16 protein-coding genes are annotated in these 17,956 nt (G+C 70.5%); 6 read left to right on the forward strand and 10 right to left on the reverse strand.

Annotation, left to right across the window (positions count from 1 at the left end; all coding sequences use genetic code 11):
• The first annotated feature begins 141 nt into the window (after positions 1-141).
• Complete coding sequence (locus ACSQ14_RS02485) at positions 142-450, forward strand: hypothetical protein (RefSeq protein WP_436009381.1); 309 nt, start codon at positions 142-144, stop codon at positions 448-450.
• Positions 451-689: 239 nt separating this feature from the next.
• Here the strand turns inward: ACSQ14_RS02485 and ACSQ14_RS02490 are convergent, their stop codons facing one another.
• The 4 genes from ACSQ14_RS02490 to ACSQ14_RS02505 all read right to left on the reverse strand — a co-directional run bounded on the left by ACSQ14_RS02490 (position 690) and on the right by ACSQ14_RS02505 (position 4,023).
• The gene (locus tag ACSQ14_RS02490; protein ID WP_436009383.1) at positions 690-1,418 is read right to left on the reverse strand and encodes a family 1 glycosylhydrolase; all 729 of its coding nucleotides are present in this window, start codon (positions 1,416-1,418) and stop codon (positions 690-692) included.
• A complete protein-coding gene (locus tag ACSQ14_RS02495; RefSeq protein WP_436009385.1) occupies positions 1,419-2,006 on the reverse strand; it encodes a family 1 glycosylhydrolase in 588 nt (195 codons plus the stop codon).
• A 79-nt stretch (positions 2,007-2,085) separates the two neighbouring features.
• Complete coding sequence (locus ACSQ14_RS02500) at positions 2,086-3,078, reverse strand: LacI family DNA-binding transcriptional regulator (RefSeq protein ID WP_436009387.1); 993 nt, start codon at positions 3,076-3,078, stop codon at positions 2,086-2,088.
• Positions 3,079-3,204: 126 nt separating this feature from the next.
• Complete coding sequence (locus tag ACSQ14_RS02505; protein WP_436009389.1) at positions 3,205-4,023, reverse strand: DUF72 domain-containing protein; 819 nt, start codon at positions 4,021-4,023, stop codon at positions 3,205-3,207.
• A gap of 297 nt (positions 4,024-4,320) precedes the next feature.
• Here ACSQ14_RS02505 and ACSQ14_RS02510 point away from each other — a divergent pair, with 297 nt between their 5' ends.
• The 3 genes from ACSQ14_RS02510 to ACSQ14_RS02520 are packed head-to-tail and all read left to right on the forward strand — an operon-like array spanning position 4,321 to position 10,021.
• Positions 4,321-5,760 carry an efflux transporter outer membrane subunit gene (locus ACSQ14_RS02510; protein ID WP_436009391.1) on the forward strand — a complete coding sequence of 480 codons (1,440 nt, stop codon included), beginning with the start codon at positions 4,321-4,323 and terminating at the stop codon, positions 5,758-5,760.
• An 11-nt stretch (positions 5,761-5,771) separates the two neighbouring features.
• On the forward strand, positions 5,772-6,902 hold the full coding sequence (locus ACSQ14_RS02515) for an efflux RND transporter periplasmic adaptor subunit (RefSeq protein ID WP_436009393.1): 1,131 nt from the start codon (positions 5,772-5,774) through the stop codon (positions 6,900-6,902).
• Entirely contained in the window at positions 6,899-10,021 is a 3,123-nt protein-coding gene (locus ACSQ14_RS02520; RefSeq protein WP_436009395.1) for an efflux RND transporter permease subunit, read from the forward strand. Before ACSQ14_RS02515 ends, ACSQ14_RS02520 begins: the two co-directional genes overlap by 4 nt.
• Positions 10,022-10,073: 52 nt before the next feature.
• On the opposite strand, the gene ACSQ14_RS02525 is transcribed toward ACSQ14_RS02520, so the two are convergent.
• From ACSQ14_RS02525 to ACSQ14_RS02535, 3 genes are all read right to left on the reverse strand, one after another.
• Positions 10,074-11,060: an alpha/beta hydrolase gene (locus ACSQ14_RS02525; protein ID WP_436009397.1), complete on the reverse strand. Its 987-nt coding sequence runs from the start codon at positions 11,058-11,060 to the stop codon at positions 10,074-10,076.
• A gap of 207 nt (positions 11,061-11,267) precedes the next feature.
• A complete protein-coding gene (locus tag ACSQ14_RS02530; protein ID WP_436009399.1) occupies positions 11,268-11,732 on the reverse strand; it encodes a MarR family winged helix-turn-helix transcriptional regulator in 465 nt (154 codons plus the stop codon).
• 4 nt (positions 11,733-11,736) lie between these two features.
• The gene (locus ACSQ14_RS02535; RefSeq protein WP_436009401.1) at positions 11,737-12,720 is read right to left on the reverse strand and encodes a threonine ammonia-lyase; all 984 of its coding nucleotides are present in this window, start codon (positions 12,718-12,720) and stop codon (positions 11,737-11,739) included.
• Between the two features lie 302 nt (positions 12,721-13,022).
• Here ACSQ14_RS02535 and ACSQ14_RS02540 point away from each other — a divergent pair, with 302 nt between their 5' ends.
• Positions 13,023-14,309, forward strand: a complete 1,287-nt coding sequence (locus ACSQ14_RS02540) for an adenylosuccinate synthase (protein WP_436009403.1) — start codon at positions 13,023-13,025, stop codon at positions 14,307-14,309.
• Between the two features lie 92 nt (positions 14,310-14,401).
• A complete protein-coding gene (locus ACSQ14_RS02545; RefSeq protein WP_436009405.1) occupies positions 14,402-15,205 on the forward strand; it encodes a response regulator in 804 nt (267 codons plus the stop codon).
• Positions 15,206-15,374: 169 nt separating this feature from the next.
• Here the strand turns inward: ACSQ14_RS02545 and rpoH are convergent, their stop codons facing one another.
• The 3 genes from rpoH to ACSQ14_RS02560 form a co-directional block, all read right to left on the reverse strand.
• A complete protein-coding gene (gene rpoH / locus ACSQ14_RS02550; protein WP_436009407.1) occupies positions 15,375-16,262 on the reverse strand; it encodes an RNA polymerase sigma factor RpoH in 888 nt (295 codons plus the stop codon).
• Between the two features lie 345 nt (positions 16,263-16,607).
• Positions 16,608-17,618: an RluA family pseudouridine synthase gene (locus ACSQ14_RS02555; RefSeq protein ID WP_436009409.1), complete on the reverse strand. Its 1,011-nt coding sequence runs from the start codon at positions 17,616-17,618 to the stop codon at positions 16,608-16,610.
• Positions 17,608-17,925, reverse strand: a complete 318-nt coding sequence (locus tag ACSQ14_RS02560) for a ferritin family protein (RefSeq protein ID WP_436009411.1) — start codon at positions 17,923-17,925, stop codon at positions 17,608-17,610. The genes ACSQ14_RS02555 and ACSQ14_RS02560 overlap by 11 nt, the downstream gene beginning before the upstream one ends.
• Positions 17,926-17,956: the final 31 nt, after the last annotated feature.

A 17,956-nucleotide genomic window follows, 5' to 3' on the forward strand; every position in this document is an offset into this window, starting at 1 on the left:
ATCCCGAGGTGAAAGCGACTTTAGCTAAGTGATAAGCATCGTTTACATCACGTTAGGAATAACGGTCGCTGCGACTCAGTTTATTTTAACAAGTGCCGTCGATATTCATCATCATCCTGACAAAAGTGATGGAGTGGGGAGATGAAGAACGTCATCGGTTTGATGAGTGGGATTGGCTTGAGCCTGGTCCTGACGAGCGCTGCGACTGCGGCCTCTTTTGAAGACAGCATGTCGCGTTGCCTTTCGCGCAACGCCAACACTCGCGATGCGGCGACGGTCATGCTCGACTGCAATGCCGAAGCGGGCAAGCTTTCGGCCTGCAAGGTCGTCTCGGACAGCGCGCCGGGCAAGGGTTTCGACAAGGCGGCGCTGTGCGTGGCCGAAGTCCTGCCGATGGGCGCCAAGACCGGCCAAGTGAAGGTTCCGCTGCGCTTCCCGGGCGGCGGCTAAACCTCAGCCAGCTGAGTTTCGAGTATTGCAACGCCTCCGCGCCGACGCGCGGAGGCGTTTTGCTGTCGTCTGTTCAGCTAGTGTGCTGGATCTGAAGTTCGCCTGCACATCGGTCACGCGCCGAAGCGAACTTCAGATCCGTAAAGCGCACTAGAAACATGTGCTTGCTAGTGTCCTGAACGATTCCGAAGTTCGCCAGAGGCCGCCACAATGCGCATGCGAACTTCGGAATCGGGACACTAGACGGCGTTGCGCCTGGCGATCGCGCCCAGCACGCCGGCGCTCGGCTTGGCCGTGCGCTGGAAGCTGGCGCGGTCGACGCTGTGCAGGCCGAAGTGCTGGCTGTAGCCGAAGATCCACTCGAAATTGTCGATCAGCGACCAGTGGATGTAGCCCTGCACCGGCACCCCCTCGGCGATCACCTTCTGCAGGTCGCCCAGGGCGGCCGGGATGAAGGCGGCGCGCAGCGCGTCGTCGGGGGTGCTCAAGCCGTGCTCGGTGATCAGGATCGGCACGCCGGTGGCCGCATGGGCGTAGCGCACCGCGCCGGCCAGCGAGGCCGGATAGATCTCGGCGCCCATGCCGTTCATCTTCGCGCCCTTGGGCGGCGGCAGTTGGCCTTTGTCGCCCCATTGCGCCCGCGCATAGTTCTGCACGCCGAGGAAGTCGTCGCTCTTCGCCGCCTCGAGCCAGGCGCCGTAGAACTTCGCCCGCTTGGCGTCGCGCAGGCTGTTCTCGCCGACCGCCTGGTCGTCCGAAATGGTCAGGCTGACGCCGACCGGCAGATCGCCGCGCGCCGCCTTGATCGCCGCCCGACCGGCCTTGTGCGCGGCGATCATGTTCGCCTGCATCGCTGGGATGTCGGCGGCCTCCGGCACCATGGCGTTCTTGAAGTTCGGCGCGCCGCAGGCGCGGCCGGCGGCGGCGTTCATCTGCCGCACCATCTCGAGCATCGGCGGCGGCAGCACCTAGCCGATGACGGTGATCATGTTCGGCTCGTTGAGCGTCACCGCCGAGCCCATGTTCGCCGCCAGCCGGCGGGCGGCGTGGTCGCAGTAGCGGGCGAACAGCTCGGGCGCCTCGGGATTGGTCCAGCCGCCGCGGGCGGCGAACCAGCGCGGCGAGCTGAAGTGGTTGAAGGTGACGACCGGGTTGAGGCCGCGCGCGCGGCAGCCGTCGATGACCGCCTTATAGTGGTCCAGCATGGCGGCCGAGAACTGGCCGGGCTCAGGCTCGATCCGCGCCCACTCGATCGAGAACCGGTAGGTGTTGAGCCCGAGGTCGCGGACCAGGTCGAGGTCGGTCGGCCACAGCGCGAAACTGTTGCAGGCGTCGCCCGACGGCTCGCGGAACAAGGTGGGCTTCACCGTCTCGGCCAGCCACAGGTCGCTGGAGACGTTGTTGCCCTCGATCTGATGGGCCGCGGTCGCCGCGCCCCAGAGGAAGCCCTTCGGGAAGCCCGCTGCGGACTGCGCGGCGGCCTCGGTGGCGCTCAGCGCGGCGGCGGCGGCGCTGGCGCCGGCCGCGCCGAGGAACTCGCGTCGATCCCATCCCATCTGCCTCTCCCCATAATTTACCGGTAAAATAAAACATCTTCGCCAGTCGCGTCAAAGGGCGGATTTTGAGGGCGGGCGCTCAGTCGCCGGTGGAGGCGCGACGGATGATGGCGTGGGGCAGCAGGGCGTCGCCGGCGGCGGCCTCGCCGCGGACCTGACGCACCAGGGTCTGCACGGCCCAGGCGGCCATCTCGTTCAGCGGCTGGCGCACCGTCGTCAGCGGCGGCCAGACCTTGCTGGCCAGCGGGCTGTCGTCGAAGCCGGCGACCGCGAGGTCGCCAGGCACGTCCAGGCCGCGCCGATGGGCCGCCGTCAGCGCGGAGGCGGCGAAGTCGTCGTTCCAGGCGAAGATCGCGTCCGGCCGCGGCTGCAGGTCGAGCAGGGCGTCGGCCGCCGCGAGGCTGGCGGCCAGGGTCCGGCCGCCGGCGACCCTCAGCGCCGGATCGGCGGCGAGGCCGTGCGCCTGCAGCGCCGCGAGGTAGCCGTCGCGCCGCGCCGGCGAGAGGCCGAGCCCCTCCGGCGGTCCGATGAAGCCGATGCGGCGCCGGCCCTTGGCGATCAGCAGCTCGGTGACCTCCTGCGCGGCGGCGAACTCGTCGATGCGCACTGAGGCGATGCCCGCCAGCCGCTCGCCGGGCGCGATGGCCGCGAGCGGCAGATCCGGCTCCTCGAGCTCGCCGCTGCGCGCCATGGTCTCGGCGACGAACGACGGCAGCAGGATGGCGTTGGCCCCGCGGTCGCGCAGCGCCCGCACCGCGTCCCAGGCGCCGGAGGCGTCGCCGACGTCGACCGGCTGCAGCAGGATCTGCGCGCCTTCCCGCGCGGCGGCGTTCAGCGCGCCGACCAGCAATTCGCTGAAGAAGCTGTGCTCGAAACGGGCGTGCAGCACGCCGATGGCGACCGCCGACGCGGTGGCCAGCTGCCGGGCGGCGGGGTTGGGCGTGTAGTTCAGCTCGGCGATCGCCTGCTGCACCGCCGCGCGTGTCTCGGGCGCCACCTTGCGGCCGTTCAGCACGTTGGAGACGGTCATCGCCGAGACCCCGGCGCGGCGGGCGACGGTGCGGATCGTCACGGCGGACTTGGATCGCCTGGGCGCGCGGGACATCATCGCCTTGCTGGAAGCTCGAGCCTTGCGAGCATTAGGTGAGGAGCGCCGCCGGCGGCAAATCGGCCCCCCGCGTCCGGCCGGCCGGCTCGATCACCCGGCGGCGCGTTCGCCGACCCGCTCGAGCAGCGCCATGGCGGCGGCCGGCGCGCGCACCTTGCCCTCGTGAATGAAGAAGGCGAACACCTCGCGCGGCGTCTGCGCCGCCGGCTGGTCCGGCGCGACCAGCGGCAGGTCGTCAGGCTGGCCGCCCTGCGCCAGCGTGCGCAACCGCATCGCCCACACATCCAGCTCCGCCGGGGAGTAGGCGGTCTCGATCTCGTCCGAACCGGTCTGCAGGCGGGCGTAGACCAGGTCCGCGGCGGCGTCGGGGATCAGCGGATAGGTCTCGTGCGCCGCCAGGCAGATCGCCACCCCGTACTTGCGGCAGAGCGCGACGAAGGCCGGGTCCTTGAAGCTGTCATGGCGCGGTTCGACGACGTGGCGCAGCGGCAGGCCCTCCAGTTGATTGGGCAGCAGCTTGAGGAAGCCCTCGAAGTCCTCCGGCTCGAACTTCTTGGTGCCCATGAACTGCCAGAGGATCGGCCCCAGCCGGTCGCCGAGCTCGACGAGGCCCTGGTTCAGGAACACCTCCATCGACTTGCCCATCTCGGCCAGCACCTTGCGGTTGGTGCAGTAGCGCGAGGCCTTCACCGAGAACTTGAAGCCCTCCGGCGTGGCCGCCCGCCACTTGGCGAAGCTGTCCGGCTTGAAGGTCGAATAGTAGGTGCCGTTGATCTCGATAGCCGTCAGGTGGCGCGAGGCGTAGTCCAGCTCCAGCGCCTGCTTGAGACCCTTCGGATAGAAGACGCCGCGCCAGGGCTCGAACGTCCAGCCGCCGACCCCCGCCCGGATGCGACCCGCGTCCGCCATAAGCCGTCCTTTCGCGTCTGAAGCCGGCCGGAAACCTATCGCCCGGGCGCTGATCCCGCCAGCCGCGCCAACCCGGCCTTAACCTTACAGACAATACACTTCACAGGATGAACAAATTCCGCGTACCACCAGGACGCGCGCCCAGAGAAGGCGACGACCGGGAGGAGGCGTTTTGGCGGCGGGTGTGTCGGTCAAGTCCTTGCGCCGGCGCCAGTCTGCGTACAGTTAGCCAACAAGCGGCGCGGTAGCGTCCACGGGGGAGAATCGTCGGCGACGCCGGCTTCGAAATCATCACTGATGCGCCTCCTCGTTTCATCGACCGCCGTCCTGGCCTGCCTCGCGCTGGCCGCTTGCGCCACCCGGCCTGAGCCGGATCTGCGGCTGCCCGCCGCCTATGAGGTCTCCCAGCCGAAGCAGGCCCCCGCGGTCGAGCTGGACCGCTGGTGGACGACCTTCAACGACCCGCAGCTGAACGCGCTGATCGACAGCGCGCTGGTCGCCAACCCCGACGCGAAGACCGCGGCGGCGCGCCTGCGCGAAGCGCGCGCGACCCGGGTCAGCCAGCTGTCGAGCTTCCTGCCGCAGGGCAATCCGGGCGCCTCGGCGACCCGCACGGACACCACGCAGATCGCAGGCGGCTTCGGGATCCCGGGCCTCGAGGCCGGCGGCGTCTCGGAGGCCTACTCCGGGAACTTCAACGTCAGCTGGGAGGTCGACATCTTCGGCCGCGTGTTCGCCGCCCGCCGGGCGGCCGACGCCGACGTCGAAGCTGCCGGTTTCGACTACTACACGGCGCGCACCAGCCTGGCCGCCCAGGTCGCCGACGCCTACTTCCAGGCGCGCGGCCTGGCCATCCAGCTGGCCGACGCCCGCGAGACGGTGCGGATCCGCCGCGATCTCTACGACCTGACCACCCGTCGCGCGGAGCGGGGCCTCGCGCCCACCTCCGAGGCCGATCGCGTCGCGGGCGACCTCGCCCAGGCCGAAGCCCAGGCGGAGACCCTCGCGGCCGAGCTGCAGGTCCAGAAGCGGACGGTGCTGATCTTCGCCGGTCGCACCTGGGAGCCGACCGCCAGCGTCGACATCCAACCGTTCGTGGGCGTCGCGCCGGAAGTGCCCGCCAGCCTGCCCAGCGACCTGCTGCGGCGGCGGCCCGACGTGCGCAGCGCCGAAGCGCAGCTGCGCGGCGTGTTCGGACGGCAGGATCTCACCCGGCTGGCGTTCCTGCCGACCTTCACCCTGAACCCCGGATTTGGCTGGTCGCGCAACGAGCAGCCCGGCTTCGTCAACGAGACCTCCAACTGGAGCATCGGCGGCGCCGTGACCCAGCCGGTGTTCGACATCCCCAACCTGATCGCCCAGACCAGGATCTACGACGCCCGCGCCGAGGCGGCGGCCGCCGCCTATGAGGCGGTGGTGCAGACCGCCTTCGCCGAGGCCGAAGGCACGCTGGTCCGGCTCGGCGCCGACCGTCGCCGCGTGAAGTTGCTGACCGACGGCGAGGCGCGCGCCGAACGCGCCTACAAGGCCGCCCGGCAGGGCTTCACCCTCGGTCTGAACGACCTCGAAACCACCCTGTCCGCCGAACAGGCCTGGCGCCAGACGCGCGTGCAGCTCACCTCCGCCCAGGTGCAGTCCGTGCGCGGCGCGGTGCAGGCCTACAAGGCGATCGGCGGCGGCTGGCCGATCGGCCAGGACGCTCCCGCCCCGCAAGCCGTTGCGGCGCGGAACCCATGAGATTTTCCCGGATGAGACGACCGACGCCCGCCTTCCTCGCCGTGACCGCGGTCGCCGCCGCCCTGGCATTGTCGGGTTGTCACAAGCCCGAGGCCCGGGACAAGGCCGCGCCGGCTGCAGCGCGCGCCGTGACCGTGGTCGCGGTCCAGCAGCGCTCGATCACCGGCGCGCTGACGGCCTCCGGCGACCTGGTCTCGCGCCAGGAAGCCGCCGTGCTGCCGGAGGTCTCCGGCTTCCGCGTCTCCGCCGTGCTGAGCGACTTCGGCCAGTATGTGAAGCAGGGCCAGGTGCTGGCCCGTATGGACCCGGCGCTGCTGGAAGCCCAGATCGCCCAGGCCGAGGCGCAGCTCGCCCAGGCCGAGGCCCAGGCGGCCCAGGCCGAGGACCAGGCGTCGCGCGTCCAGGGCCTCGATAACCAGGGCGTGCTCAGCCAGGAGCAGATCGCCCAACGGCGCTTCCAGGCCCGCGCCGCGCGCGCCACGGCCAAGGCCCAGGCCGCCGCGTTGAAGGATCTGCGCACCCGCTACGGCAAGCTGCAGGTGACCGCGCCGGTCAGCGGCCTGGTGCTGGAGAAGACCGTGCGTCCCGGCGACGTCTCGCAGGGCGGCGGCGGCACGCCGTGGTTCCGGATCGCCAGCGAAGGCCAGATCGAGCTGCAGGCGCAGATGTCGGAAGACGACCTCGCCCACATCCGCCCGGGCCAGCGGGCCCAGGTCACCCTGCCGAGCGGCCAGACCGTCACCGGCGTGGTGCGCCTGATCAGCCCGGAGATCGATCAGCAAACCAAGCTGGGCTTCGTACGCGTGACCCTGCCGGTGCGACCGGACATCCGCGCCGGCGGCTTCGCCCGGGCAGTGTTCTCCGACGCCGCCGGGACGGTCCTGACCGTGCCGGAGACCGCGGTGCGCTACGACGCCGACGGCGCCAGCGTGATGGTCGTGCTGGCCAACAACCGGGTGAAGCGGGCGCCGGTGAGGACCGGCCTGCGCGGGTCGGGCCTGGTGGAGATCCTCGAAGGCCCGCCGGCCGGGACCCGGGTGGTCGGCAGCGCGGCGAGCTTCCTGCTGGACGGTGACCTGATCAAACCGACGGACGGCGCGGCCAATCCGGTCGCAGCCAAGCCGGTCGCGGCGAAGCGATGAGCGGCGCGCCCCACGACGTCGGGCCCGGCGGCGGCTTCCAGATCTCCGCCTGGGCGATCCGCAATCCGGTGCCCGTGGCGGTGCTGTTCCTCGGCCTGATCCTGGCCGGGATGATCGCCTACGCCGGCCTGCCGGTGAAGAACTTCCCGAACCTGACCTTCCCGCTGGTGACGGTGACGGTGACCCAGAACGGCGCCGCGCCGGCGCAGATGGAGTCGCAGATCACCCGGCCGGTCGAGAACGCGCTGGCCGGTCTCACCGACGTCGAGGAAATCACCTCGGCGGTGAACCAGGGCGTCTCGACGACCAGCATCGAATTCGAGATGGGCGAGGACATTCAGCAGAAGACCGACGAGGTCCGCTCGGCGATCGACCGGATCCGCGCCCAGCTGCCGCGCGACATCGACGAGCCGATCATCCAGCGGGTCGAAGTCGAGTCCTTGCCGGTCTTCACCTACGCGGTCGCTGCGCCGGGCATGAGCGATGCGGAGCTCTCCTGGTTCGTCGACGACACCATCGCCCGGGAGATGCAGTCCGTCGCCGGCGTGGCCCAGGTCTCGCGGGTCGGGGGCGTCGAGCGTGAGATCAACGTGCTGATCGATCCCGATCGGCTCGCGGCGCGCGGGCTCACCGCCGCCCAGGTGAACAATGTGCTGCGGACCGTGCAGACCGAGGCCCCTGGCGGCCGCGTCACGGTCGGCGGCCGCGAGCAGAGCCTGCGGGTCGTCGGCACCGTCGAGACCGTGGAAAAGCTCCGCCAGCTCACCATCCCGACCAACAACGGCGGCTTCGTGCGGCTGACCGACGTCGCCGACATCGGCGACGGGGCCTCGGAGGTGCGTGGCTTCGCCCAGTTGGACGGACGTCCGGTGCTGGGCTTCCAGGTCGTGAAGTCGCGCGACGCCAGCGAGGTCGCGGTCGAGGACGCCGTCAAGGCCAAGCTGGCCGAGATGCAGAAGACCTATCCCGGCGTGACCTTCACCAAGATCTTCTCGCGGGTGGACGAGACTCGCGCCAGCTTCCGCGCCACCCAGCACGTCCTCCTCGAAGGCATGCTGCTCGCCGCCCTGGTGGTCTTCTTCTTCCTGCGCGACTGGCGGGCCACCGTCATCACCGCCTTCGCCATGCCTGTCTCGCTGATCCCGACATTCCTGGTGATGCAGATGGTCGGCTTCTCGCTGAACGTCGTGACGCTGCTGGCGCTGACGCTGGTGATCGGCATCCTGGTCGACGACGCGATCGTCGAGATCGAGAACATCGAAAAGCGGGTCGCCGCCGGCTTGCGGCCCTACGCGGCGTCGATGATCGCCGCCGACGCGATCGGCCTGGCGGTCGTCGCCACCACCATGGCGATCGTCGTGGTGTTCACGCCGGTCAGCTTCATGTCCGGCATCGGCGGCCAGTTCTTCCGCGAATTCGGCCTGACCGTCGCCGTCGCGGTGCTGTTCTCGCTGCTCGTGGCGCGGCTGCTGACGCCGCTGATGGCCGCCTACTTCCTGAAGCCGGTGGTGCGGCCACACCAGGCCAAGCCCTTCGAGGGCCGTTATCGTCGCATCCTGGAATGGGCCCTGGACCATCGCATCGTCGCGTCGGTCGCCGGCGGGGTGATCTTCCTGGCCTCGCTCGCCCTGGTGCCGATGCTGCCGCAGGGCTTCCAGCCGATCGGCGACCCGGACTACATGTTCGTCAACCTGCAGGGGCCGCCCGGCGCCACCAAGCAGGACATGCAGCGCACCGCCGAGCAGGTCGACGCGGCCTTCCGCGACGAACCGGCGGTCACCCACGTCTTCACGGTCGTGGCGGCCTCGTCCGGCGGCTTCGGAGGCGCCGTGGAGGCGCAGCGCGGCACCGCCACGGTTCTCCTCGACGAGCACCGCAAGGCCAGCGGCAACGAGATCCGCGCCCGGCTGCAGGATCGGCTGGAGGCCATTCCCGACGCCCGGGTGAACTTCCTCGGGTCCCAGGGCGAAGCCGGCTACGAGCAGGTGCTGACCGGCAACGACCCCGCGGCGCTGCTGGCCGCCGTCGGTGAGCTCGAGCGGCAGATGCGGACCATCCCGGTCCTGAAGGACGTCCGCCCGTCGCTGCCCTCGGCCTCGCCGGAGCTGATCATCCGCCCGCGGCAGGACGAGGCCGCGCGCCTGGGGGTCTCCACCGACACCATCGCATCGCTCGCCCGGGTGGCGACGGTCGGCGACATCGACGCCAACGTCGCCAAGTTCGACGAAGGCGTGCGGCGTATTCCGATCCGGATCCGCCTGCCGGCGGACGCGCGATCCGACCTGGAGCGCATCCGCAATCTGCGGGTGCCGACCGCCAGCGGCGGCGTGACGACGCTGGGCGCGGTGGCCGACGTGACCTTCCAGGCCGGACCGGGCCAGATCAGCCGGCTCGACCGTACGCAGCAGATGGGCGTCAAGGCCGAGCTGGTCGGCGACACCACCATCGGCGAGGTCGCCAAGGCGGTTCAGCAGCTGCCGATCATGAAGAACCCGCCGAAGGGCGTGCGTCCGGCGCCGACTGGCGACGTCAAGTTCATGCAGGAGCTGTTCAGCTCCTTCGGCCTGGCGGTGATCGCCGGCGTCGGCATGATCTACGGCGTGCTGATCCTGCTGTTCCGGTCGTTCTTCAAGCCGGTGGTGATCCTCTCGGCCCTGCCGCTGGCCGTCGGCGGCGCCTTCCTCGGCCTGCTGATCTTCAAGCTCTCGCTGTCGATCCCCTCGCTGATCGGCTTCCTGATGCTGCTCGGCCTGGCGGCGAAGAATTCGATCCTCTTGGTCGAGTACGCCATCGAGCGGGAGCGCGAGGGCATGAACCAGCGCGCCGCCCTGCTCGAGGCCTGCCACCAGCGCGCCCGGCCGATCATCATGACCACCGTGGCGATGGCCGCCGGCATGCTGCCGACCGCGCTGGCGCTGGAAAAGGGGGCGGAGTTCCGCCAGCCGATGGCGGTGGCGGTGATCGGGGGCCTGATCACCTCGACCATGCTGTCGCTGGTGCTGGTGCCGGTGGTCTACGAGTTCATCGATGACTTCGAGCAGTGGCTGCGGCCGAAGCTCGGCAAGCTGATCACGCCGCGCGAGGCCGAACCGCCGGCCGAGCCGGAAGAGGCGCGCTGACGCGTCGCCCGATCAGGCCGCTGCGCCTGATCGGGCTTCTTCGCGCGGGCGGCTAGGCCTGGATGCCCCAGGCCGCGTACATGAACCGGCGGCATTCGCCCATGACCTCATGGTCCTCCGGCGCGGTGCCCATGAAGCCGCCGTGCGGTCCGGCCTCGGTCACGTGCAACTCGGCGTTGACCCCGGCGCGGCGGATCGCCCGGTGCATGCGCACCGTGTCCGACAGCAGCAGGTCGCGGGTGCCGCTGGTCAGGATGGTCGGCGGCCAGGCCTTGTCGATCTCGCCGTAGATCGGCGACAGGTAGGGCTGCTTCGGATCCGCGCCGCCGGCGTAGGACGACGGCCCGCCGACCGCCCCGCCGTACAGGTTCACGTCGAGATAGCGGTTGGTCAGGTAGGTGTCGCCCGACCGCGTCATGTCGAGGCCGGGGGTCAGCAGCAAGAGCGCGATCGGCCGCGGCAGGCCCTCGTCGCGGGCCCGCATCATCAGCGCCGCGGCCAGGTTGCCGCCGGCCGAGGAGCCGCCGACGATCAAGGTCGAGGCGGAATGCTGCGCGAGGATCGCCTTGTAGGCGGCCATCACGTCGTCCAGCGCCGCCGGGTAGGGGTGCTCCGGCGCCAGCCGGTAGTCGACGGCGTAGACCACGACGCCGTAGTCGGCCGCGCGCAGCTTGGCGAGCACCTGGCACATCTCGCCGCCGCCGGCGGTGAAGCCGCCGCCGTGGATGTCGAAATAGACCACCTCGGCGCGGCGGCCTTCGCGCTTCGCCGGGGTCATGCGGTAGAGCTTCGCCCCGTGCGGCAGGTCGATGGTTTCGGCCGTGCCCTGGAAGCGCGACGCCATCGGCCGCAGGATCTGCAGCGCGGCGGCGGCCTCGTCCTTCTGGTCGCTCGACCCGCCCGCCGGCTGGGCGGCGGCCGAGGCGGCGGCGATGCGTTTCGCTGCGCCGTTGAGGAAGGCGCGGGCCTGCGGGCTCAGCGAGTTCGGCGGCGGAATGACCTGGGCCGGAACGTGCAGCGCGGTGAGATCGTCAGTCATCAGTCCATCCTTGGCGTGAGCGAGTGTCAGACCGGGAGCGGCGGCGGCGGCCGCCAGGCCAAGCGCGCCAGTGGCGACAGCGCGTCGGGTCATTCGCATAGGCGTCTTCCTCCCGCCCGGGCGTCGCGATGCGCCCGGGTCAATTAGTATGTATTGCATACGATATGTAGCGGCGCCGACGGGCGCAATCGCGACCTTGCTGCAGGTTCAGGGGGCTTGGCGCACCCGGCCCAGCAGCTCAACCAGCGTCGCCTGCTCGGCGGCGGTGAAGCGGGAGGTAAAGCGGCGTTCGTGCGCTTCGACGGCCTGCATCGCCTGGGCGAGCAGCGCCTCGCCGTCCGGGGTCAAGGTCAGCTCCTGGCGCCGGCGGTCGGCCTCCGAGCGGCGCCGCGCGACCAGGCCGCGCTCTTCGAGCCGGTCGATCAGCGCCATCATCGTCGCCCGGTCGTTGCGCAACCGCGAGGCGATGTCGACCTGGGAGACGCCGGGATTGACGGCGATCAGCTCCAGCGTCGCGCACTGCTTCTGCGTCAGGTCGAGGCCGGCGAGCGCCTCGGCGAAACCGCGCTGCATGGTCACGTGCGCCAGCCGCAGGTGAAAGCCCAGCAGGCCCCACAGGCGGCCGGGGTCGATCTGCGGCTTGTCCTCGTCAGCGGCGCTGGGTTTCGGCATCGGGCTAGAGCTCGCCGCGGATCACGCGGGCGAACAGCTCGGGATCGACGTTGCCGCCGGACAGCACGAGGCCGACCGTCCGCCCGGCCGTCGGCACATGGCCGGCGAGCAGGGCGGCCAATCCCGCCGCGCCGCCGGGCTCGACCACCAGCTTCAGGGTCGCAAAGGCGTAGCGCATGGCTTCCGCGACCTCGGCGTCGCTGACGGCGGCGGCGCCGGCCAGATGGCGCTGCAGGATCGGGAAGGTCAGTTCGCCGGGGAAGGGGCTCTCCAGCGCGTCGCACAGCGAGCGGCCCGGCGGCTTGATGGTGATCCGGCGGCCGGCCGCCAGCGACTGGCCCAGGTCGTCGAAGCCGGCCGGCTCGACGCCCCAAATCTGCGTGGCCGGCGTATGCGCCTTGAGCGCCACGGAGAGGCCGGCGAGCAGGCCGCCGCCGCTGACCGGCGCCAGCGCCAGGTCGAGCCGGACGCCGCGCGCCTCGGCCTGGCTGGCCAGCTCCAGTCCGACCGTGCCCTGGCCGGCGATGATGTGCGGGTCGTCGAACGCCGGGACCACGATCGCGCCGCGCTCGGCGGCGATCTCCGCGGCGATCGCTTCGCGGCTCTCGGTCAGCCGGTCGTAGCTGCGCACCTCCGCGCCGTAGCCGCGGGTCGCCTCGACCTTTACCGCCGGCGCGTCGCTCGGCATGACGATCACCGCCGGCATGTCGAGCAGCCGCGCGGCCAGGGCGACGCCCTGGGCATGGTTGCCCGAGGAGAAGGCGACGACCCCGCGCCGCCGCTCCTCGGGCGAAAGCTGGACCAGCCGGTTGTAGGCGCCGCGGAACTTGAAGGCGCCGACCCGCTGCAGCGTCTCAGCCTTGATCAGCACCCGCGCGCCGAGCTGGTCGTTCAGCGCCGGACTCTCGAGCAAGGGCGTCTCCACCGCCACGCCGGCGAGCCGATCCGCGGCGGCTTCGACATCGGCGAGGGTGACGGCGAGGGACATGAGTGAAGGGATAGCGCGCCCCGCGCGCCCCCTCCACCCCTTCGGGGCCCCCTCCCCTAGAGGGGGAGGAGAATCGAGGCTGCAGCTTCCTTCTCCTCCCCCACAGGGGGAGGGGGACCGCGAAGCGGTGGAGGGGGCTGCGGCGGTCAGGCGCCTATTCCCCTTGAGCCCGGTCGCCGTCTCGTCTACACCGCGCCCGCGTCGGCGGCCCTCGCCTGCGCGATAAGCGATCCCATGCCCATTCGCCGAGCACCTGTCGAAGGGCGGTTGGGTCCCTCCCGGCGGGTCGAAGAGACATATCCATGGCCAATGTGACTGTGATCGGCGCTCAATGGGGCGACGAAGGCAAAGGCAAGCTGGTCGACTGGCTGTCGAACCGCGCCGACGTGGTCGTGCGCTTCCAGGGCGGCCACAACGCCGGTCACACCCTGGTGGTCGACGGCAAGGTCTACAAGCTGTCGCTGCTGCCCTCGGGCGTCGTGCAGGGCAAGCTCTCCGTCATCGGCAATGGCGTGGTGGTCGATCCCTGGCACCTGCTGAGCGAGATCGAGAAGATCGCCGGCCAGGGCGTGGCGATCACGCCCGAGCTGCTGGTGCTGGCCGACAACGCCTGCCTGATCCTGCCGCTGCACCGCGACCTCGACCAGGCGCGCGAGGCGGCGGCGACCAACAAGATCGGCACCACCGGCCGCGGCATCGGCCCGGCCTATGAGGACAAGGTCGGCCGCCGGGCGATCCGCGTCGGCGACCTCGCCGACCGCGAGGCGCTGGAAGCCAAGATCGACCGCCTGCTGGCCCACCACACGCCGCTGCGCCGCGGCCTCGGCCTGCCCGAGGCGGATCCGGCGGCGCTGCTGGCGGAACTGGAGGCGCTGGCGCCGAAGGTGCTGCCGTTCGCCCGTCCGGCCTGGCTGCTGCTGGACGAGATCGTCAAGAGCGGCAAGCGCGTGCTGTTCGAGGGCGCGCAGGGCGCGCTGCTCGACGTCGACCACGGCACCTATCCGTACGTCACCTCGTCCAACACCGTCGCCGGCCAGGCGGCCGCCGGCTCCGGCATCGGCCCGCGCGGCGCGGGCTATGTGCTGGGGATCGTCAAGGCCTACACCACCCGGGTCGGCGAGGGGCCGTTCCCCACCGAGCTGTTCGACGCCGTCGGCCAACGGCTCGGCGAGCGCGGCCATGAGTTCGGCACCGTCACCGGCCGGGCCCGCCGCTGCGGCTGGTTCGACGCGGCGCTGGTGCGCCAGTCGGTGGCGCTGAACGGCATGAGCGGCATCGCGCTGACCAAGCTCGACGTGCTGGACGGCTTCGAGAAGCTCAAGGTCTGCGTCGGCTACAAGCTGGGCGACCAGACCTTCAGCTACCTGCCGGCCGGCCTGAAGGCGCAGGCCGCGCTGCAGCCGATCTACGAGGAGCTCGACGGCTGGTCGGAGACCACCGCCGGGGCCCGCGACACCCGCGACCTGCCGGCCAACGCCATCAAGTACGTGCGCCGCATCGAGGAACTGATCGGCGCGCCGGTGGCGCTGCTGTCCACCAGCCCGGAACGCGACGACACCATCCTGATGCGCGATCCGTTCCAGGACTGATCGGGCCAGGACTAAACTTAAGCGGAACGCGGGTCCGTCAAGGCGATCTTTACGGACCCGCGCCCACCGTAGGCGGACGACTGGAGTCCGCCGTGTTCAAGCTCATCACCAAGACGCCCCCGCCCGTGGTCCCGCAGGTGCGCCGGGTGCTGATCGTCGATCCGCAGCCGGTCAGCGCCCAGGCGCTCGGCGCGATGCTGGCGCTGGCCGGGCGGCCGGAGATCTGGGCGGCGGCGACCCAGGCCAAGGCGCTGGCGATGGCCGCCAAGGTCAACCCCGACGTGATCTTCTGCGAGCTGGCGACGGACAAGCTCGACGGCCTGGCCTTCACCCGCGCGCTGCGGCGCAGCGACCTGGGCTGCCGCAAGGCGCCGGTGGTGCTGGTCAGCGCCAAGGGCGATCCCGCGGCGGTGCTGTCGGCCCGCGACGCCGGCGCCCACGAGTTCCTGCGCCGGCCGTTCACCCACAAGGACCTGCACCGTCGGCTGGAGGCCGTCACCCTGCAGTCGCGCGGCTGGGTCGAGGCGGTCGACTACGTCGGCCCGGACCGGCGGCGGTTCAATTCGGCCGAGTTCGAGGGTCCGCTGAAGCGGCAGGCCGACCTGCCGGCCCCGCCGCGGGCGGTGCGCGTCGGCGAGGCGCTGAAGGTGGTTCGTGCGGCGCTGGCCGCCATCGACCGCGATCCGGCCCAGGCGATGCGGGCGCTTCTGGCCCAGACCGCCGAGCTGGAGGCGGCCGCCGCCGAGGCCTCCGACCAGCGGCTGGCGACGGCCAACAGTTCGCTGCACAGCTATTTGGAGGCCGTCCGGACCGGAGCCGCGCTCAACGCCGCCGAGGCGCGGGCGCGGGCGGAAGGGCTGCTCAACTACGCCGGCCGCGAGCCGCGGGCGGCGTGAGGCGCTCAGAACGCCCCCTCAGTCGGCTTCGCCGACAGCTCCCCCGCTAAAGCGGTGGAGCATCTTGGCGCCCAGATCCTCCACCGCGTAGCGGGGGAGGTGGATCCCGCCGCAGGCGGGAGACGGAGGGGGCGTTGGTCCGCCCCCTCCCAAGGTTCTAGGCCTGCCCTTACGCGTCGACTAGGTTCCGCTCTTCGGCCGCCGCACGCATCGACTTCTGCAGCTTCTCGAAGGCGCGCACCTCGATCTGGCGCACGCGCTCGCGGCTGACGCCGTATTGCGCGGCGAGCTCTTCCAGGGTGGTCGGTTCGTCCTTCAGACGCCGCTCGGTGAGGATGTGCCGCTCCCGGTCGGAGAGTTCGGTCATCGCCTCCTCGAGCAGGCTCATGCGGATGTTCTTCTCCTGGGTCTCGGCGACCACGTGCTCCTGGCTGGGCGTGTTCTCGTCGACCAGCCAGTCCTGCCACTCGGCCTCGCTGTCGGCGCGCAGCGGCGAGTTCAGCGACGCGTCGCCGCCGGCCAGCCGGCGGTTCATCGAGATCACTTCCTCGTCAAGCACGCCGAGCTTGGTGGCGATCAGGCTCACCTGTTCGGGACGCAGATCGCCCTCCTGCAGGGCGGCGATCTCGGACTTCGCCTTCCGCAGGTTGAAGAACAGCTTCTTCTGCGCCGCGGTGGTGCCCATCTTCACCAGGCTCCAGGACCGCAGGATGTATTCTTGAATCGACGCGCGGATCCACCACATGGCGTACGTCGCCAGGCGGAAGCCCTTGTCCGGATCGAACTTCTTCACGGCCTGCATCAGGCCGACGTTGCCCTCGGAGATCACCTCGCCGATCGGCAGGCCGTAGCCGCGGTAGCCCATGGCGATCTTCGCCACCAGGCGCAGGTGACTGGTGACGAGCTGGTGCGCGGCGTTGGGGTCCTGATGCTCCTGCCAGCGCTTGGCGAGCATGAACTCCTGGTCCTTGGCCAGCATCGGAAACTTCCGGATCTCCGAGAGATACCGGCTCAGGCCGCCTTCCGGCGACATAACGGTCAGCGAATTCGTGGCCATGGACTTCCCCTCAAAATCCGGACGTCGGGCCGTCGCGCGAGGGTCGCGCAATCGCACCTGGCCCCCCAACCCCTCAGATAGGTACGAGGTTGCGGTAGAGCTAGATGCGTGGGGAGGCGGTCCGAATGTCCGACTAATCCAGTGGGTTATTTAGGCCGCGAACGGGGCGCCTTCAAGGCAAGGATTCTTACAAGTGAGATAGGTAAGCTTGGGCGGCGCCGCGAGATCCTCCCCTTCCGGGGGAGGTGGCCCGGAGGGCCGGAGGGGGGTGAAGCCCCCGGCGTCGGCCGCCTTCAACCCCCTCAGTCGCTTCGCGACAGCTCCCCCTGAGGAGGAGCATCTTGCTCACAGCTCGCCGAGCATCTGCTCCAGCTTCGCCATGTCCGGCGGCAGCGGGCTTTCGAAGCGCAGCGTCTCGCCGGTCGTCGGGTGGCGGAAGCCGAGCACCGCGGCGTGCAGCGCCTGGCGCTTGAGGCCGGCCTCGGCGATCGCCCTTCGGACCGGCTCGGCCGGCACGCCGGAGCCGTAGACCGGGTCGCCCAGGCAGGGCGCGCCCTTCGAGGCCAGGTGCACGCGGATCTGGTGCGTGCGGCCGGTCTCCAGGCGACAGGCGACGCGGGCCGCCGAGGGCTTGTCCAGCGCGCCGAACGTCCGCTCGACGACATAGTGGGTGACCGCGTGGCGGCCGCCCGACTTCACCAGCGCCATCTTCTTGCGGTCGTGGGTGGAGCGGGCGATGGCGCCTTCGATGCTGCCGCGTGCGGGCTTCGGCGCGCCACGGGTCAGGGCGACGTACAGCCGGTCGATGTCGTGGGCGGCGAACAGCGCCGACAGCGCCTGGTGGGCGAGGTCGGTCTTGGCCGCCACCACCACGCCGGAGGTCTCCTTGTCGATGCGGTGGACGATGCCCGGGCGGGCCACGCCGCCGATCCCCGACAGGCTCGCGCCGCAATGGTGCAGCAGGGCGTTGACCAGGGTGCCGCTCTCCGAGCCGGGAGCCGGGTGCATGGCCAGGCCCGGCGGCTTGTCGATGACAATCAGCTGGTCGTCCTCGTAGAGCACGACCAGCGCCATGGCCTCGGGCAGCGGCTCGGCCGGCGCCGGCGGCGGCACGACGATCTCGTAGTCGCCGGCCTCGGCGCGGGCCGAGGCGTCGGTCACCGGCCGGCCGGCGCGGCTGACCCGGCCTTCGGCGATCAGCGCCTGGAGGCGTGCGCGCGACAGCTCCGGCAGGCGCTGGGCCAGCGCCTTGTCGACCCGGCCGCCGGCCGCTTCGGCCGGCAGGGCGACGACGAGCCGGCTGGAGGTCTCCTCCAGCCCTTCGTCGAAAGTCTCGAGCGGGGCCTCAGAGTCCATGCGAGTCCGCGGAGTCTTTTTCCCGGCCGACGATGGAGCCGTCGGTGAACAGATATTCGCGCAATTGGACGTCGATCTCCGGATCGTGGCGGCGGATCCACTCCAGCACCATCGAGGCGTGCTCCAGTTCTTCGCGGGCGTTGTGCAGCACGATCGCCTTCAGCTCCGGATCCTCGATGTCGTCGGCCCGCTGACGGTACCAATCGACGGCTTCGAGCTCCTCCATCAAGGAGGTGATCGCATAGTGCATTTCCAGCGTCTGACGGCTGAGTTTCTCGCGCGCGACGTGGAGGGCTTCGCTGGACATCGGCTGTCGTCCTTCGGTTCGGGAGACCTAG

The organism is Phenylobacterium sp. LjRoot219, from assembly GCF_964252995.1.
Classification (GTDB): Bacteria; Pseudomonadota; Alphaproteobacteria; order Caulobacterales; family Caulobacteraceae; genus Phenylobacterium.

Excerpts from the sequence above, each read along its gene's own strand:
- ACSQ14_RS02495 (WP_436009385.1), bottom strand. The coding sequence starts at position 2,006 with ATGGGATGGGATCGACGCGAGTTCCTCGGCGCGGCCGGCGCCAGCGCC.
- ACSQ14_RS02555 (WP_436009409.1), bottom strand. The coding sequence starts at position 17,618 with ATGGACTCTGAGGCCCCGCTCGAGACTTTCGACGAAGGGCTGGAGGAG.
- ACSQ14_RS02485 (WP_436009381.1), top strand. The coding sequence starts at position 142 with ATGAAGAACGTCATCGGTTTGATGAGTGGGATTGGCTTGAGCCTGGTC.
- ACSQ14_RS02560 (WP_436009411.1), bottom strand. The coding sequence starts at position 17,925 with ATGTCCAGCGAAGCCCTCCACGTCGCGCGCGAGAAACTCAGCCGTCAG.
- ACSQ14_RS02540 (WP_436009403.1), top strand. The coding sequence starts at position 13,023 with ATGGCCAATGTGACTGTGATCGGCGCTCAATGGGGCGACGAAGGCAAA.
- ACSQ14_RS02535 (WP_436009401.1), bottom strand. The coding sequence starts at position 12,720 with ATGTCCCTCGCCGTCACCCTCGCCGATGTCGAAGCCGCCGCGGATCGG.
- ACSQ14_RS02505 (WP_436009389.1), bottom strand. The coding sequence starts at position 4,023 with ATGGCGGACGCGGGTCGCATCCGGGCGGGGGTCGGCGGCTGGACGTTC.
- ACSQ14_RS02530 (WP_436009399.1), bottom strand. The coding sequence starts at position 11,732 with ATGCCGAAACCCAGCGCCGCTGACGAGGACAAGCCGCAGATCGACCCC.
- ACSQ14_RS02515 (WP_436009393.1), top strand. The coding sequence starts at position 5,772 with ATGAGACGACCGACGCCCGCCTTCCTCGCCGTGACCGCGGTCGCCGCC.
- ACSQ14_RS02510 (WP_436009391.1), top strand. The coding sequence starts at position 4,321 with ATGCGCCTCCTCGTTTCATCGACCGCCGTCCTGGCCTGCCTCGCGCTG.
- ACSQ14_RS02520 (WP_436009395.1), top strand. The coding sequence starts at position 6,899 with ATGAGCGGCGCGCCCCACGACGTCGGGCCCGGCGGCGGCTTCCAGATC.
- rpoH (WP_436009407.1), bottom strand. The coding sequence starts at position 16,262 with ATGGCCACGAATTCGCTGACCGTTATGTCGCCGGAAGGCGGCCTGAGC.
- ACSQ14_RS02525 (WP_436009397.1), bottom strand. The coding sequence starts at position 11,060 with ATGACTGACGATCTCACCGCGCTGCACGTTCCGGCCCAGGTCATTCCG.